Here is a 16720-nt window from a genome sequence, read left to right as displayed (position 1 = left end):
CCTACTCCCGCAGCCGTCCACCGATCAGCCGCAGAGCCGCATCTCGCGCCTCCCGGCCACGGGTGCCCCGCCGTGTCACCACCTGCTCCACCAGCGCCTCGATCACGAGCGCGAGCGCGGCACGGGAGGTGTGCACGAGCTCGTCGGAGAAGGATTCACTGACGGCGGGGATCACCAGGGCGATGTCTGCGTGCTCGACGATCGGTGCCCGCGCGAAGGACGTCAGCACGAGCACCTGCGCCCCGGCCTCGTGCGCGGCAGCGGCGGCATCGAGGCTCGGCTGGTTCGCTCCGGACCCGGAGATCACCAGACACACCGAGCCTGGTTCCAGGCTGCGGGCGGCGATCAGCTGGGAGAGCGTGTCCGGCAGGTACTCGGCCGGCCGGCCGGCGGCGCTGAGCCGCATCGCCATGCTCAGCCCCAGCGGCGCGGAGAGCCCGGCGGCCACGAGCACCGCCCGGGGAGCCTCGTCGACAGCCTCGACGAACCGTTCCACGTCCGCGGGGGTGAGGGCCGCCGTCAGCTGGGGCAGTGTGCGGGCGAAGCGGTCGACCGCGGCGCGCAGACTCCCCATCGGGGAGTCGTCGGGGGGCTCGGGGGCCGGGGCGAGGGCCACCTCGCGAGCCAGCGCCACCCGGAGCTGGGGGTAGCCGTCGTATCCGAGGCTCTGCGCGGTACGGATGACCGAGGCCCGGCCCACCCCGACCCGGTCCGCGATCTCCTGCGCGGTGCACTCCACCGCAGCGGCGAGGTCGGCGGCGATGGCATCGACCACGCGCCGTTCGCTCGGCTGCAGCGAGGGCGCCAGCGCGGCGATCCGCGCGGACACCGGAGCCTCAGCGGGTCCGGTCCAGGTCACGGCCACGCGCTCCCTCCATGATGCGCCGGCGGATCGACCCGGAGATCAGGTCGAAGACCATGGTGATCACCACGACCACGATGAGCAACATGCCGACCGTGTCCCACTGGCGATAGTTGGTGTAGTTGGACAGCATCGAGCCGATCCCGCCGGCACCGACCAGCCCGAGCACAGCCGAGGTGCGGATGTTGATCTCACACCGGTACAGGGCGAGGGACATCAGCACGGGCGCGACCGTGGGCCAGATCGCCCAGCGTGCGATCTCGGCGGTGGACCCCCCGGCGGCGCGGACCGCCTCGGTGGCTCCGGTCGGGGCCGACTCGACCGCCTCGTACACCCACTTGGCCTGTGTCCCGATACCGGCGATGCCGAGGGCCAGCGCGCCGGTGAACGGCGTCAGCCCTGTCACGGTCAGCAGCACCAGCGCAATGATCACCTCGGGCACAGCGCGCACGACGGCGAAGATCGCCCGCAGGACCACGCGCAGCCAGGCTGGCCCCATCCCGCTCGCCGCGAGCATCCCCAGCGGGATGGAGACGACGACGCATCCGATCGCGCCGAGCCACGCCATCGAGATCGATCGCCAGGTCTCGAACAGCGCCCGTGGCAGCTTCTCCCAGTTCGGGGCGGCGAACATCAGCCGCAGGTACTCCACCACCCGGCCGGGGACGTCGCCGAGTTCGGTCCAGCTGATGTTCAGCCCGGCCGTCGCGGCCAGCACGACGGCGCCCGTCGCCACGGCGGTGAGGGTCGCCGTCACGCGGGAGGGCGTGGGCGGGAGGGTCGGGGTGCTCTGTGGTAGCGGCGTCACCGTGGACTGCTCCACCGCACCGGGGCGGAGCATTACCTCTCGCCGGCTCATCGCAGTCTCCTGCGTAGCGCGTTGGAGGCGATCTCGATGAGGACGACCACCACCAGGATCTCCAGGATGATCACCGAGACGTCGTCGTAGGCGAAGAAGCCCCGGCGCTCGTCCAGCAACCGGCCGATCCCGCCGGCGCCCACGATGCCGAGGATCGCCGAGATCCGCACGTTCAGCTCCAACGAGTACAGCCACTGGTTCGCGAACAACGGCCACGACTGCGGGAGGACGGTGACCCGGTTGATCTGCGCGTGCGTGCCGCCTGCGGCTCTGCCGGCCTCCAGGTAGGGGTGATCGGCGGAGTCGACGGCCTCGGAGACGAGCTTGACCACCACGCCGAGGTCGAACAGGAACAGCGTGAGGAACCCGGGCAGGGTGCCCACCCCGACCATGGCGACCAGCACCGTGGCGAAGACCAGGTCCGGGACGGCCCGGTTGACGTTGATGCACAGCCGCACCAGCTGGCGCGTGAGGGGGTCGGGGTTGCTGGGCCGCGCAGCGGCGAGCGTGAGCGGAATGGAGACGACCGCGGCGAACGCTGCACCGGCGAGGGCCATCGCGAGGGTCTCCAGCATCGGCGCGATCGTGCGTGGCAGGAATGTCAGGTCGGGGCGCACCAGCTGGGCGATCTTGTCGGCGCCGTTGGACCAGTTCCGCGCGAGGCTTGCCAGATCGATCTCGATCCCGCCGATGGCGGGCCAGCAGGTGAGCGCCGTGAAGGCGCACAGGGCCGCCACGATCAGCACGCGTTGGGTGGTGCTGCGCGGGCGTGGCGGGAGGGCCGGCGGGGGCGGTGACCCGGCGTTCGCCGTCGGGGTGGTGGCCGGCACGCTCACTCGTTCCCGAGCCGGTCCCGGCCCCGCACGGGGCGACCGTAGATCGCCTCGAAGTCGGCGTCGCGGGCCTGCGCCGCGGGGCCGTCGAAGACCAGTTCCCCGTCGCGCAGCCCGATCATCCGCTGGGTGTACTGGCGGGCTAGGTCCATGAGGTGGATGTTGATCAGGACCGTCAGGCCGCGTTCGCTACTCGTGCGGGCGAGGTCGCGCATGACGGCGTGCGCCGTCGGCGGGTCAAGGCTGGCCACCGGCTCGTCGGCGAGCATCACCGAGGGTTCCTGCGAGAGGGCCCGGGCGATTGCCACGCGCTGCTTCTGCCCGCCCGAGAGCGATCCCGCCCGGGTCCAGACCTTCTCCAGCATGCCCACCGAGTCCAGCGCACGCAGCGCCAGCTCGCGGTCGGCGGAACGGGTCAGCCCGAGCACGGTGCGGACGCTGGAGGTGTGCGCGAACCGCCCCACGAGCACGTTGTCGAGCACGCTGACCCGGTCGGCCAGGTTGAAACCCTGGAAGATCATGCCGATGTGTCCGCGCAACTCGCGCAGCGCCCGCCCGTGGGTGCGGGTGACGTCGTGGCCGCCGGCGATCACCGTGCCGGAGGTGACCGGAACCAGGCCGTTGATCGTGCGGATCAGAGTCGACTTCCCCGAGCCCGACAGGCCCACGATCGAGACGATCTCACCGGGCTCGACCTGCACGCTGACGTTCTTCAGCGCCCGGGTCCCGTTCGGGTAGGTCACCGAGACATCGGTCAGGGACAACGCCCAGGGCGCAGCGGCCGAAGCCGTCGTGCCCTGGGCCGTGGGCTGGGTCGTCACTGGCTGAGCTGCGTTCACTGACTGAACTGGGCGAGGATCTCGCCGTAGCGCGTGATCTCGTCCTCGGCGGTGTCGGCGCTCCAGTCCGAGAGACCGACCAGGTCGAACATGACGGCGGCGGCCTCCTCGGAGGAGTCGGCGTACTCATCCATCAACGTGGTGAGCTCGGTGACGAGATCCTCGGGCAGGCTCGGGGCGGCCGCCACGCCGCCGTTGGGGATCATCTCGGTGTAGGCGAACACCACGACGTCCTCACCGACCGTGGGCACTTCCTCGGTCACGGTGGATCGTGCGTCCCAGTAGGCGAAGCCGACCTCGGCATCACCGTTCGCGACGGCCAGCACGGCGTTGTTGTTGCCCTCGACCGGGATCTGCTGGATGCCGGTGTCGGTGTCGATGCCCTGCTCACGCATCGCCACCACCGGGTACTGGTAGCCGGCCGGGGAGGTGGCCGCCTGCAGCGCGACCGGGGTGCCTTCGGCGAGGCCCGCGAGCGCCTCCAGCCCGGCGGGGCCCTGGCCGGCGGCTTCGGGCCCGGTCTCGGTGCCGTTGCAGTAGGAGAGCTCGTCGCCGGTGGCGCCATAGGTCGCGGTGACGACCTCGTCGGTGCAGTAGGCGCCGGGGTTGTTGGTCATGGCGATCGAGGCGTACGAGGTGGCGCCGAAGCGGACGTCACGCAGGATCAGTTCGGCGTCGTACTGCTCCATCGCCGTGTAGAGGGAGCCCGCGTCGGTGATGAGCACCTGCGCCTGGTCGGCACCGAGCGCCTCCACGGTGGCGGCGTAGTCCGTCGCCACGACGCCCTCGACGGAGATCCCGAGCCCGTCGGAGAGGTAGGCGGTGAGAGGGTCGAGTGCCTCGGCCAGGTCCTCGCCCTCGACGGAGGGGACCAGGGAGAGGGTGATCTCCTCAGGCCACTCGGTTGCCTCCGAGTCGCTGCCGCCGCCGGAGTCCGAGCCGGACGCCTCGGCGCTGCACCCGGCGAGGGCGAGAGCGCTCGCCGCGGCGAGGGCGGTGACGAGCGTGGTCTGACGCGTGGGCTGACGCAGGTTCTGACGCATGGCCGATGCCTTTCGGGTGAGAGGTGCGCCCGTCTGGACGTAGCGGCCACGCTAGAGATGCTCTATGGACGGATCGCCCACACCCAGGTGAACAGCGATCGAAAGGGAGGCGAACTCCCCTACCCCCTCGGCCCGCTCCACCATCGGGCACTCCCGTCGACGCCGGTCTTGGGGACCGGCCGAGGCGGGATCTTCGTTCCGTGCCGGGAGTCCGGTTCGATGGCGCGAGCCGGGGATCTGGGCGAGCGAGAGTGTCCTGAGCCCGACCCGCGGCGCCCGCACTGTGGACCAGACCACGTCCGCGGGAACATCCACAGCTCCCGCCCGTCGACAGCCCGTCCACAGCCCCCGGTGGGCTCCGGGAACGCGAGTACCTCGAGCAGCGACGATCCCGGACATGACCTCCTCAGCCCCCGGCCTCCGCCGAGACACCCAGGACCGAATCCGACGCGCGCTCGCCACGGTGGCCGTCACGATCTGCGCGCTCTCCACCCTGCTCGCCGCAGCTGTCCCGGCCCTGGCCGAGAGCACCGGCTGGCAGCGTGACGCCGGCGGGTGGACCCCGGGCGGCTCGTACTTCGGCACCTTCACCGCCGCCGGCGGCGAGCGAGCCATCTGCGCGCTCGACGGCGCCAAGTTCGGTCCCGGCCACCCCGACGCCGACGGTGAGACCGCCTCGGTCTACAGCGATCCGCAGCCGGTCACCTCGCTGCGACCACAGCGCTACGACGGGAGCTTCGCTCCGCGGATCAGCGGACGGGTCGTGCACGAACTCGGCTACGTGATGGCCACCTTCGCCGACACCGGCGAGGTGCGCGAGGCCGTCGCCGCCGACCTCGCCACCATCCGGCTGGCCGGCGCCGAACTCGCCTGGCAGGCCCACGAGGCCGACCGGATCGCCGCGGGAGCGAGCGCCCGGGCGGACGTGATGATCGCCGAGGCTCGCGAGCACGCCGGGCCCTACCGCGCCGGCGAGCTGACGCTGGACCTCACGGAGGGCGAGCTGGCAGGGATCGGCGCCCGCGACGCCGGCGGCGACTGGGTGCCCGGCTACCAGTGGCGGGCGAGCCTGCGCGGCCCGGCCACATGGGAAGACGGTTCCAGGAACGCCGCCGGCACCACGCAGGCGGGCCCGCTCGCGCAGCCGCTGACGGTCACCGGCAACGGCGAGGTGAGCGTGGAGCTGAGCGTGACCGGCCTGCCCGGCGCCCTGCACCGGATGGACCCCCTCGACGGCGACGCCTCCTCCCAGCGGCTGTTCCCCGCCGGGCGCACCCAGCGCGTCACGGCCGCCGCGGCGGCGCAGGCCGTGGTGCCCTTCCAGCCCGGGATCTCCACCACCGTGGCCGACGAGGTGCTCGCCGTCGGGGCCGAACTCATCGACGAGGTGACCGTGACCGGTCAGGGGTGGGCCGCCGTCGGGGCTGATGAGGGACGGGAGGCAGATGGCGTCCCGGTGACCTTCGAGGGCACCCTCTACGGTCCCTACGCCCAGCCACGAGCCGAGCAGCCGAGCGTGCCCGAGGGCCAGCCCGCGGCGGGGACGACGTCACTGACGGTGACGGCACCGGGGACCTACCCCTCGGAGGCATTCGTGGCGACCGAGCCGGGGTTCTACACGTGGGTGTGGCAGATGCGGCGGGAGGCCCAGGACACCGAGGTCCAGCCCTACCTGCTCGGCGACGTGATCACCCCGTTCTTCGAACGACCCGAGACGACCACCGTGCGGCACCCGGGTGGGGCCACGTCCCAGGTGGACGCCGCGGACCGGCTGATCCTGCCCGGGGACAGCGTGCGCGACACGGTCACGGTCGCCGGGTTCCCGCACGACCACCCGGAGTTCGCCGGGTTGGACGGGTCGTGGACCGCGGACACGCCGGTGGTGACGCATCGCCTGTACGGGCCCTTCGAGCAACGCCCGCACGAGGAGAGCCACCCGGTGGACCTGGACACCGCACCCGTCGCGGCGCAGGTGGACAGCCCCGCCGTGAACGGCGAGGTGAGCGTGCTGTTCGAGGGCGAGGCTGCGCCGTCGGCGCCCGGTCACTACGTGATCGTCTCCAGCTTCGACGGCGACGCCCGGGTGGCCCCGTGGCGGACCTCCCCCTACGACGAGTCGGAGATGCTGCAGGTGGCGCGGGCACCGACGGTCACCACGCGGGCTCAGGAGACGGCGGGCCCTGGGGAGCCGTTCGTGGACGTCGCGAGCATCAGTGACCCCGACGGGGTGATCGGGGCCGAGGACGGCTGGGACTGGTCGGTCGAGTTCGCCGCCTACGCCGCCGGTGACGTGGAACCGTTGGAGCTCGACGCCGGTGGCGAGGTCGTCGCCGAGCGCGCGGAGGTCGCGGCAGTCTGCGAGGCCGATCCGATCGCCGTCTCGACGGCACCGATCGAGGGGGCGGGCCAGGTCGAGTCCGAGCCGGTGGACCTGGAGACGCCCGGGCACGTGTTCTGGGTGGAGCGACTCGTGCGGGAGAACGAGGAGCGCCGCGAGGTCGTCGGTGAGGGGATCTGCGGCGTGCCCAACGAGACGACCGTGGTCACCGCCCCACCGGCCACCCCACCGCAGCCCGAGCAGCCGGCCGAGCCACAACCTGTGGCGGCGCCTGCGACGGCGACGGTGCCCGAGCTCGCCGAGACGGGGTCGATGCTGGGTCCGGCGACCGGCTGGCGCCTGACGGCGGCCGCTGCCCTGCTCATCGCGCTCGGGCTGACGGTGCTCTCCTGGCGGGAGCGGCTGCAGCAGCCGGACCGCCCGCCACGGCACTGACAGACGAACGGCCCTTGACCACTGGTGTCACCAGGGTCGGGGGCCGGAACGCTCGCTGTGCGCGAGGGGGGAGTTGAACCCCCACGCCCTTTCGGGCACACGGACCTGAACCGTGCGCGTCTGCCTATTCCGCCACTCGCGCGAGCCGGTGGATCGGCCGCCGGAGCGGCGCGAACACCGAGGGCAAGAGTACACGATCGCCGACGGCGCCAGCCACCCGCCGGCACCCCACCAGCACCGACCCACCCTCCGGGCGAGGACCGGGCCTGGTACCTCCTTCTGCGCCGGGAACCTCGGTCGGCACCGGGAGGACAGGTCCGGCCGAGGCACCAAAGCACCCCACCCCGGCACGCCGTTTCCCCGCCGGCGCGCGCGAGAGCATACGATTCCCAGGGAGAACGACGTCCGTGGCGCGTCGTGGGACCCGGAGGGCCCACACGGCGACTACGGCGAATCCGACGCGACGAGGTCCTTGGGAGGTGCGCTATGGGAGTCCTCGACCGGTTCGAGAAGGGGGTCGAGCGCGTGGTGAACAACGCCTTCGCGAAGGCGTTCCGCTCCGACCTCAAGCCCGTCGAGATCGCCAGCGCCATCCGGCGGGACATGGACGAGCGCACCGCCGCGCTCTCCCGTGGCCGCACCGTGGTGCCGAACACGTTCACGGTCGAGCTCGCCCGCAAGGACTACGACCAGGTCCTCGACTGGGGTGAGGACGCGATGGCCGAGGAGATGATCGCTGCGGCCACCGATCACGCCACCAGCCAGCGCTACGTCTTCGTGGGTCCGGTCGACGTGCAGTTCGACCAGGCCGAGGACCTCGAACCCGGCCGGTTCCGCGTGCGCTCCTCCTCGCGACGAGGCGCGGCCGCCCCCGCCACCACCGAACGCCCCAGTCCCCGCCACCCGATCCTGGACATCGACGGCCAGCGCTACCTGCTCACCGGACCGGTCACCGTGGTCGGCCGCGGCTCGGAGGCCGACATCATCGTCGATGACACCGGCGTCTCCCGGCGGCACCTGGAGATCAGGATCACCTCCGAGGGCGTCGTGGCCTCCGATCTCGGGTCCACCAACGGCACCTACGTCGAGGGCCACCACGTCGACGCCGCCACCCTCGTCGACGGCAACACCCTCACCATCGGACGCACCCGGATCATGTACTGGTCCGGCACCGAGGACACCGGTGCCACGGCGTGAGCGAACTGATCGTCACCCTCCTGCGGTTGGGCTACCTGGCGCTGATCTGGCTGCTCGTGCTCTCCGCGATCGCCGTGCTGCGCCGGGACGTCTTCGGCACCAGGGTGCTCGCACGCGGCTCGGTCCTCACCGGCAACCGCCGTCCCAGCGCCCAGCAGCGCTCCACCGGCCCGCGCGGCCGGGAGACCCCGACCCGCCTGCGGGTCACGGCCGGTCCGCTGAACGGCACCACGCTGCAGCTCAGCAGCTCCGCCATCCTGATCGGTCGCGCCCCGGGCTCGACCCTGGTGCTCGAGGACGACTACTGCTCGGCCCGGCACGCGCGCATCTTCCCTGACCAGGGGCGCTGGTGGGTCGAGGATCTCGGCTCACGCAACGGCACCTACCTGGGGTCGACACGGGTGCACGAACCGGTGCCGGTGGAGATGGGCACCCCGGTGCGGATCGGACAGACGATCATCGAGCTGCAACGGTAGGCCCCGCCGTGTCCGTCGCGCTCAGGTACGCGGCCCGCTCCGACGTGGGGCTGGTCCGCACCGTCAACCAGGACTCCGGCTACGCCGGCCCGCAGCTGCTCGTCCTCGCCGACGGCATGGGGGGCCCCGCCGGTGGCGACATCGCCTCCTCGGTGGCGGTGGCCCACCTGGCTGCCCTCGACGGCGAGGCCCACGGCGGTGACGACCTGCTCGACCAGCTGCGCCGCGCCATCTCCTCCGCCCACTCCGACCTGGTGGACTACACCAGCGACCGGCCAGAGCTCCACGGCCTCGGAACGACCGTCATCGCCCTGCTGCGCTCGGGCCGCAAGCTCGCGATGGTCCACGTGGGCGACTCGCGCGCCTACCTGCTGCGCGAGGACGAGCTCACGCAGATCACCGAGGACCACACCCTCGTCCACCACCTGGTCAGCACCGGCCAGCTCACCGAGGAGGAGGCCGAGCACCACCCGCAGCGCTCGGTGCTGCTGCGCGTGCTCGGCGACGACCCCACCTCCCCGACGCTGGACGAATCGGTGCGCGAAGCCCGCATCGGGGACCGCTGGCTGCTGTGCTCCGACGGCCTGTCCTCCTACGTCTCCACCGACACCATCTCCGAGACCCTGCGCGCGCAGACCGACCCGGGCCGCTGCGCCGACGATCTCGTGGACCTGGCACTGCGCGCCGGCGCCCCCGACAACGTGACCGTCGTCCTCGCCGACGTCGTCGACGCCACCGACCTGCCCGAGATGGCACCGCAGATCGTCGGAGCGGCCGCCGTCGACCGCGAGCGCCCCACCCGCGGCGGCACCGGGGCGGCCGCACGGGCCGCCGCGCTGGCCCGCCAGGCTGCCGGTGGTGACCGGGCGGGCACCCCGGCCGAGGACGGCACCGACGACGTCGGACGCACCGAACGGGAGGCGCTCGCCGAGCTCGACCCGCCCGAGCCGAGGGGCCGGAAGGTGCTGCGATGGACGATCACGGCGGTCGTCCTCCTGGCGCTGCTGGCAGGCGCCGCCACGATCGGCTACCGCTGGTCGCAGACGCAGTACTACGTCGGAACCGACGGCGAGCACGTCGTGGTCTACCAGGGCATCCCGCAGAGCCTCGGTCCGCTCGCCCTCTCGGACGTGCACGAGGTCACCGACATCGAGCTCGACCAGTTGCCCACGTTCGCGCGCGGCCGGGTGCACGGTCACATCGCAGCGACCAGCCTGGCGGACGCGCAGGAGATCGTCGCCGGTCTGCGCGAGCAGCTCCCGCCCGAGGAGCCGGCGACACCGGAGCCGACCGAGCCGTCCGATCCGACCGACACTCCCGAGCCCGATCCGACCGCGACGAGCACGGCCCACGGCCGGCCCACGAACGTCCCGACGGCGGTGCTCACCTGATGGCCACCGTCGCACCGAGCAGGATCCGCACGGGCCGCGCGATCGAGGTGTGGCTGCTGCTGCTCGCCGTCGCCCTGGGCGTGGGCGGCTACGCCCTCGTCGGGCTCAACACCGGCGGCACCCTGCCGGAGGGCTTCCTCACCTACGTCCTGGTGCTGGTCGCCGTCGCCGTGGTGCTGCACCTGGCGGTGCGTTGGCGCGCCCGCTACGCCGACCCGTTGCTCGTGCCCTTGGTGCTGGCCCTGAACGGGATCGGGCTGGCGATGATCCACCGCATCGACATCGGCATGACCGCCCGAGGCATCCCCTTCGCCGCCGGCCCCCGGCAGCTGATGTGGACAGCCCTCGGCGCGGTTCTCGCCACCGCGGTGATCATCGCGCTGCGCGACCACCGCACGTTGCGCCGCTACACCTTCACCGCGATGGTCGCGGGCCTGGTGCTGCTGATACTGCCGATGACCCCCGGGCTGGGCGTGAGCCGTAACGGCGCCCAGCTGTGGATCGAGCTGGGCCCGCTCTCCTTCCAGCCGGCCGAGATCGCGAAGATCCTGCTGGCCGTCTTCTTCGCCGGGTACCTGGTCACCAACCGGGACGTGCTGACGCTCGCCGGGCCGAAGATCCTCGGTCTGCAGCTGCCCCGCCTGCGGGATCTCGGCCCGCTGCTGCTGGCGTGGGCTGTGGCGATCGGCGTGCTCGTGGTCGAGCGGGACCTGGGCACCTCGCTGCTCTTCTTCGGTCTGTTCGTGGCGATGCTCTACGTGGCCACCGAACGCGTCAGCTGGATCCTCATCGGGCTGCTGATGTTCGCCGCCGGTGCCCTGCTCGCGGTCAGCCTGTTCCCGCACGTGGCCGACCGGTTCGACATCTGGCTCAACGCCCTCGACCCCGAGATCTACAACCGCGAGTTCGGCGGTTCGGGTCAGCTGGTCCGCGGGTTGTTCGGACTCGCCCTGGGCGGGCTGATGGGCGCCGGCTGGGGCGAGGGGTTCCCGCACCTGACCACCCACGCCAACTCCGACTTCATCATCTCCGCCCTCGGTGAGGAGCTGGGCCTGACCGGCCTGGTCGCGATCCTGCTCATCTACCTCGTGCTGGCCCAGCGCGGCCTGCGGATGGCGATCGGCGTCCGGGACGGCTTCGGCAAGCTGCTCGCCTCCGGACTCGCCTTCACGATCGCCTTCCAGTGCTTCGTCGTGGTCGGAGGAGTCACGCGCCTGATCCCGCTGACCGGTCTGACCATGCCCTTCATGGCCGCCGGCGGGTCCTCGCTGGTGTCGAACTGGATCATCATCGGCCTGCTGCTGCGCATCTCCGACTCCTCCCGCCGTCCGGCCTCGGAGGGCGGGGGCCAGATCGTGGGCAACGAGACCGCCCTGATCGCCCTCGGTTCCCGGACCGAGGCGGCCGCCGCCACCCGCGAGCCCAGCCACCCCTCCCAGGGCCGGCGAGGCGAGGATGACGGCGGCGATCAGCACACCGAGGTGGTGCCACACCCATGAACACTCCGCTACGGCGCCTCTCGGTGCTGGTCATCGTCATGTTCGTGGCCCTCATGGGGTCGGCCACCTACGTGCAGTACTTCCAGGCGTCCTCCCTGAATGCGGACTCCCGGAACGTGCGCACCCTCTACCGCGACCACGGTCAGGACCGTGGGCCGATCGTGGTGGCCGGGGAGCCGGTCGCCTCCTCCGAGCCGGTCGATGACCCGTTCGGGTACCAGCGCATGTACGCCGACGGTCCGCTCTATGCACCGGTGACCGGCTGGTACGGCCTGTACCGGGCCACCGGGATGGAACGCGCCGCCAACACCGTGCTCAACGGCACCGACGATTCGCTGCTGCTCTCCCGGGTGCGCACCCTGTTCACCGGCGCAGAGCAGGGCGGCGGCTCGGTGGAGCTGACGATCGACCCCGCCGCCCAGCAGGCGGCCTGGGACGCCCTCGACGGGCGCACCGGCGCCGCCGTGGCCCTCGACCCCGCCACCGGCGCCATCCTGGCGATGGTCTCGCGCCCGAGCTACGACCCGAACGTGCTCGCCGCGCACTCCACCGCTGACGTCAACACCGCCTACGCCGAGCTCGTCGAGGACGAGGGTGACCCCCTGTTCAACCGCACCATCGGCGGCAACCTGTACGCACCGGGCTCGACCTTCAAGCTCATCGACCTGGCGATGCTGCTCGAGTCCGGTGAGTACCAGCCCGACACCGAGATCGAGGCCCCGACCGAGTACCTGCTGCCCGGCACGCAGGACACGATGCTACGCAACCCCGGCGGCGGTACCTGCGGCGGGGACACGGTGACGCTGGAGTACGCCTTGCAGGTCTCGTGCAATACGCCGTTCGCGAGCCTCGCCGTCGAGTTCGGCGACGACGCCCTGCGCGAGCAGGCCCAGGCCTTCGGCTTCGGGGAGTCGCTGGACGTGCCGATGTCGGTGACACCGAGCCAGTTCCCGGCCGACCCGGACCCGGCCCAGACCGCGATGAGCGCCATCGGCCAGTTCGACGTGCGCGTCACGCCGTTGCAGATGGCGATGGTCTCGGCGGCCGTGGCCAACGACGGCGACCTGATGCGCCCCTACCTCATCGCCACCGAGCGTGGGCCCGACCTCCAGGTGACTTCCCGCACCGAGCCGGAGGTGTTCGCCGAGCCGATCTCGGCGAGCACCGCCGCGACGATGCGGGACCTGATGGTCAACGTGGTCGACAACGGCACCGGGTCCCCTGGGCAGATCTCCGGCGTCCAGGTGGCGGGCAAGACCGGGACGGCGGAGACCGGCCTGGACGACGACATCGCCCCCGACGCGTGGTTCACCGCCTTCGCCCCGGCCGACGACCCGCAGATCGCCGTCGCCGTCGTGGTCGAGGACGGCGGCGCCTTCGGGGACGAGGGCACCGGGGCCTCCGTGGCCGCGCCGGTCGCGCGCCAGATCATCCAGGCGGTGCTCGCCGAATGACGCCGACAGCAGGGTTACTGCTCGGGGGACGGTACGAGCTCACCGAGCGGCTCGCCACCGGGGGCATGGGGGAGATCTGGGTCGCGACCGACCTGCACCTGCGCCGCCACGTGGCGGCCAAGGTGCTGCGCGCGGAGTTCGCCGGGGACACCCTTTTCCTGGAGCGCCTGCGCGCCGAGGCCCGCAACTCCGCCGCGCTGTCCCACCAGAACATCGCCGCCATGTACGACTACGGCGAGCAGCGCGGCTCGGGCTACCTGATCATGGAGCTCGTCCTGGGCGAGTCGCTGGAGGACCTGCTGCGCCGTGAGCGGACCTTGGAGCCGGCGCAGGTGCTGCCGATCCTGGCCCAGACCGCGCGCGCCCTGCACACCGCGCACATGGCCGGGGTGGTCCACCGCGACGTCAAGCCGTCCAACATCCTGCTCACCCGGGACGGGTACGTGAAGATCACCGATTTCGGGATCTCGCTCGGCGCCAACCAGGCGCCGATGACCGCCGCCGGGATGGTGATGGGGACTGCCCAGTACCTGCCGCCGGAGCAGGCGATGGGCCGGGCGGCCACCGGCGCCGGGGACATCTACGCACTCGGGGTGGTCGCCTATGAGGCGCTCGCCGGGCGGCGCCCCTTCACCGGCACCTCCCAGGTGGACATCGCCTTCGCGCACGTGAACCAGCAGGTGCCTGCCCTGCCGGAGGACGTCGACGAGCGCGTGCAGGAGATCGTGCGGCACATGCTGGCCAAGGATCCCGAGCAGCGGCCACGCTCGGCGGCATCGCTGGCCCGCACGCTGGAGGCGCTGACCGAGGCGCTGCGGGTGCCGATCGAGGTCGACGAGCCACCGGCCACGGCGGTCGCCGCACCGGCGCCGCCACCCACCCGCGCGCCGGCCCCCGTGCCGGAGCCGGCTCGCGGCGCCAGTTCTGCCGCTCCGACGGTCCCGGAGTCACCCGCCGGTGGGCATCGGCGCACCCTGGCCGAGGCGGCGCGGCGCAACCCGATGGTGGCGGCCCGAGCATCACGGCCGGCCGGGGACCACCGGGCCGGCGATGGTGATGCCGACCGTGCCGAGGATGACCGCGACGCCCCGGTCCCCGCGCCCGAGGACGCCCTGGCACCGCGCTGGCGACCGGTCGAGGGGCACGCCCACCGGTACCGCGTGCCGCTCCCTGAGCCGCCACCTGAGACACGCCAGGCCCCCACACAGACGCGGCGCCCCCGCCCCACCTCCGGTTCGGACCCCTCCCCCGGGCCGCTGACGCGCCGGGATCTGCGCCCCGGGGCCCGCGGTGGCGACCGCAGTGCCGACCGGACCGGTCCGCGGCACGGCCCGATCGGCCTGCTGGAGCGGCTCGGCCGGACGGGCCGCTGGATCGTGCTGGCGGTCGCCGCCGTGGCGCTGACGACACTCCTGGTGGCGTTGTTCAGTAGGCTGGGCGCTGCAGCATCGCCGTCGGTGGCAGTCCTGACCCTCCTGGTCCGGCCCGGCCGGTGGTCTGAGCCCCTCCCCGAGACAGTGAAGGAACGCTAAGTGGCCAACGACGTTCCCCGGGTGCTCGCGGGCCGCTACGAGATCGGTGAGCTGATCGGTCGCGGCGGTATGGCCGAGGTGTTCATCGGCAAGGACAACCGGCTCGGCCGGTCCGTGGCCATCAAGGTGCTGCGCTCCGACCTCGCCCGGGACCCGAGTTTCCACACCCGCTTCCAGCGCGAGGCGCAATCGGCGGCGTCGCTGAACCACCCGGCGATCGTCTCGGTGTACGACACCGGCGAGCAGGCCGTGACCGGCCCCGACGGGTCGGAGACGATGATCCCCTTCATCGTGATGGAGTACGTCGAGGGTCACACGGTCCGCGACCTCCTGCGCGACGGCTCGGCGCTACCCCTGGACGAGGCGGTCGAGATCACCCAGGGTGTGCTCTCCGCGCTGGAGTACTCCCACCACGCCGGCATCGTGCACCGCGACATCAAGCCCGCGAACGTGATGCTCACCCCCACCGGCGCGGTGAAGGTGATGGACTTCGGCATCGCCCGCGCCATGGCCGACTCGGCGGCCACGATGACCCAGACCCAGGCCGTGGTCGGAACGGCTCAGTACCTCAGCCCCGAGCAGGCCCGCGGGGAGGTCGTGGACACCCGGTCCGACCTCTACTCCACCGGCTGCCTGCTCTACGAACTGCTCACCGGGCAGCCGCCGTTCACCGGTGACTCCGCCGTCTCGGTGGCCTACCAGCACGTCAGCGAGCAGGCGCAGCCGCCGAGCTCGCGCGCCTCCGACGTGCCCGAGGCGCTGGACCGGATCGTGATGAAGGCCCTCGCCAAGGATCGCGACCAGCGTTACTCCACCGCCGCGGAGTTCCGCTCCGACCTGGACGCCGCGATCTCCGACGGCGTGGTCCGGGCGCCCGCCGTCGGCGCGCTCGCCGGTGCCGCGGGCGCCGCCGGAGCGGCGGCCGGTGCCACCCAGGTGCTGGGCGGCATGGGCTCCGAGCCGCCGCCGAGCCGCCGGGAGACCCGCGCCGAGGCCGTCGAGGAGGACGAGCCGCGCTCGAACAAGGCACTCATCTGGATCCTGGCCACCGTCGGGGTGATCGCCGCCGTCGCCATCGTGCTGCTGCTGCTCAACCGGCCGGCCGGCGAGCCCGAGGAGCCGCCGCAGGTCACCGTGCCCGACGTGGCCGGCATGACCCAGGACGAGGCACGCACCGCGCTGGCCGAGGTGATCCCGCTCGATGAGGACGGCGCCCCGATCGAGGGGTACGAGGGCCTGGAGCTCGTGGTCGAGTCCGAGGCCGATCCCGAGGTCCCGGCCGATCAGGCCATCCGATCCGATCCCGGCCCCGAGACGGCCGTGGAGCCGGAGAGCCCGGTCACGGTCTGGTTCTCGACCGGTCCGGACGCGATCGAGATCCCTGACGTGGAGGGGCTCTCGCAGGACCGGGCCCGTCAGGTGCTCATCGATACCGGCTTCGACGCCGCCGGGATCAGCACCTCCACCGAGAACAACCCCGAGTACGACGCCGACGAGGCCATCCGCACCGATCCGGAGGCCGGGAGCTCGGTCGCGCCGGATGAGCAGATCCAGGTGGTGCTCGGGACCGGCAACGTCGAGCTCGAGGACATCACCGGGCGGGACCTCGAGGAGGTGCGCAACATCCTCGATGAGCTCAACCTCAACGTCGCGATCACCGAGCGCGAGGTCAGCGAGGGCGACATCGGCGTGGTGCTGAGCCAGAGCCGCGAAGGCGTGATCCCGATCGGCAGCACTGTCGATCTGGAGGTCTCCGTGCCCGCGCCGGAGCCCACCGAGGAACCGACCGAGGAGCCCACCGAGGAACCGACGGGCGACTCCGCCGACGAGGGCGCCGATGATGACGGAGCCGACGGCGGCAACGACGGCGCGGACACCGACGACGGTGCGGACGGCGGGAACGGCGGCGGCAACCCGAACAGTGGTGGCAATCCCAACAGTGACAACAGCGGGAACGGCTGA

Annotated in this window: 13 protein-coding genes and 1 tRNA gene; 8 read left to right on the top strand and 6 right to left on the bottom strand. The window is 72.1% G+C overall.

Annotated features, from left to right (window positions below):
• Position 1: 1 nt before the first annotated feature.
• The 5 genes from LQF12_RS00435 to LQF12_RS00415 are packed head-to-tail and all read right to left on the bottom strand — an operon-like array spanning position 2 to position 4436.
• A complete protein-coding gene (locus LQF12_RS00435; RefSeq protein ID WP_231054045.1) occupies positions 2 to 829 on the bottom strand; it encodes a MurR/RpiR family transcriptional regulator in 828 nt (275 codons plus the stop codon).
• 7 nt (positions 830 to 836) lie between these two features.
• Entirely contained in the window at positions 837 to 1721 is an 885-nt protein-coding gene (phnE, locus tag LQF12_RS00430; protein ID WP_231054044.1) for a phosphonate ABC transporter, permease protein PhnE, read from the bottom strand.
• A complete protein-coding gene (phnE, locus tag LQF12_RS00425) occupies positions 1718 to 2551 on the bottom strand; it encodes a phosphonate ABC transporter, permease protein PhnE (RefSeq protein ID WP_231054043.1) in 834 nt (277 codons plus the stop codon). The genes phnE (LQF12_RS00430) and phnE (LQF12_RS00425) overlap by 4 nt, the downstream gene beginning before the upstream one ends.
• Before the next feature lie 2 nt (positions 2552 to 2553).
• Entirely contained in the window at positions 2554 to 3375 is an 822-nt protein-coding gene (phnC, locus tag LQF12_RS00420) for a phosphonate ABC transporter ATP-binding protein (RefSeq protein WP_231054042.1), read from the bottom strand.
• Between the two features lie 14 nt (positions 3376 to 3389).
• Positions 3390 to 4436: a phosphate/phosphite/phosphonate ABC transporter substrate-binding protein gene (locus tag LQF12_RS00415; protein WP_231054041.1), complete on the bottom strand. Its 1047-nt coding sequence runs from the start codon at positions 4434 to 4436 to the stop codon at positions 3390 to 3392.
• A 397-nt stretch (positions 4437 to 4833) separates the two neighbouring features.
• Here LQF12_RS00415 and LQF12_RS00410 point away from each other — a divergent pair, with 397 nt between their 5' ends.
• On the top strand, positions 4834 to 7209 hold the full coding sequence (locus LQF12_RS00410) for a hypothetical protein (protein WP_231054040.1): 2376 nt from the start codon (positions 4834 to 4836) through the stop codon (positions 7207 to 7209).
• 58 nt (positions 7210 to 7267) lie between these two features.
• Here LQF12_RS00410 and LQF12_RS00405 read toward each other — a convergent pair.
• Positions 7268 to 7351: transfer RNA gene (locus LQF12_RS00405), tRNA-Leu, on the bottom strand.
• 344 nt (positions 7352 to 7695) lie between these two features.
• Between LQF12_RS00405 and LQF12_RS00400 the strand changes: the two genes are divergently transcribed.
• From LQF12_RS00400 to pknB, 7 genes are read left to right on the top strand one after another with little or no spacing between them, the layout of a single operon-like run.
• Positions 7696 to 8406 carry an FHA domain-containing protein gene (locus LQF12_RS00400; protein WP_231054039.1) on the top strand — a complete coding sequence of 237 codons (711 nt, stop codon included), beginning with the start codon at positions 7696 to 7698 and terminating at the stop codon, positions 8404 to 8406.
• Entirely contained in the window at positions 8403 to 8882 is a 480-nt protein-coding gene (locus LQF12_RS00395) for an FHA domain-containing protein FhaB/FipA (RefSeq protein ID WP_231054038.1), read from the top strand. Before LQF12_RS00400 ends, LQF12_RS00395 begins: the two co-directional genes overlap by 4 nt.
• A gap of 8 nt (positions 8883 to 8890) precedes the next feature.
• Entirely contained in the window at positions 8891 to 10273 is a 1383-nt protein-coding gene (locus LQF12_RS00390; protein ID WP_231054037.1) for a PP2C family protein-serine/threonine phosphatase, read from the top strand.
• Complete coding sequence (locus tag LQF12_RS00385) at positions 10273 to 11772, top strand: FtsW/RodA/SpoVE family cell cycle protein (protein ID WP_231054036.1); 1500 nt, start codon at positions 10273 to 10275, stop codon at positions 11770 to 11772. Before LQF12_RS00390 ends, LQF12_RS00385 begins: the two co-directional genes overlap by 1 nt.
• On the top strand, positions 11769 to 13226 hold the full coding sequence (locus LQF12_RS00380; protein ID WP_231054035.1) for a peptidoglycan D,D-transpeptidase FtsI family protein: 1458 nt from the start codon (positions 11769 to 11771) through the stop codon (positions 13224 to 13226). The genes LQF12_RS00385 and LQF12_RS00380 overlap by 4 nt, the downstream gene beginning before the upstream one ends.
• Positions 13223 to 14758 carry a serine/threonine-protein kinase gene (locus LQF12_RS00375; RefSeq protein ID WP_231054034.1) on the top strand — a complete coding sequence of 512 codons (1536 nt, stop codon included), beginning with the start codon at positions 13223 to 13225 and terminating at the stop codon, positions 14756 to 14758. Before LQF12_RS00380 ends, LQF12_RS00375 begins: the two co-directional genes overlap by 4 nt.
• Positions 14759 to 16720 carry a Stk1 family PASTA domain-containing Ser/Thr kinase gene (pknB, locus tag LQF12_RS00370; protein ID WP_231054033.1) on the top strand — a complete coding sequence of 654 codons (1962 nt, stop codon included), beginning with the start codon at positions 14759 to 14761 and terminating at the stop codon, positions 16718 to 16720.

It is taken from the genome of Ruania suaedae (genome assembly GCF_021049265.1).
Classification (GTDB): Bacteria; Actinomycetota; Actinomycetes; order Actinomycetales; family Beutenbergiaceae; genus Ruania; species Ruania suaedae.
This window is presented reverse-complemented; position numbering and strand designations above follow the sequence as displayed.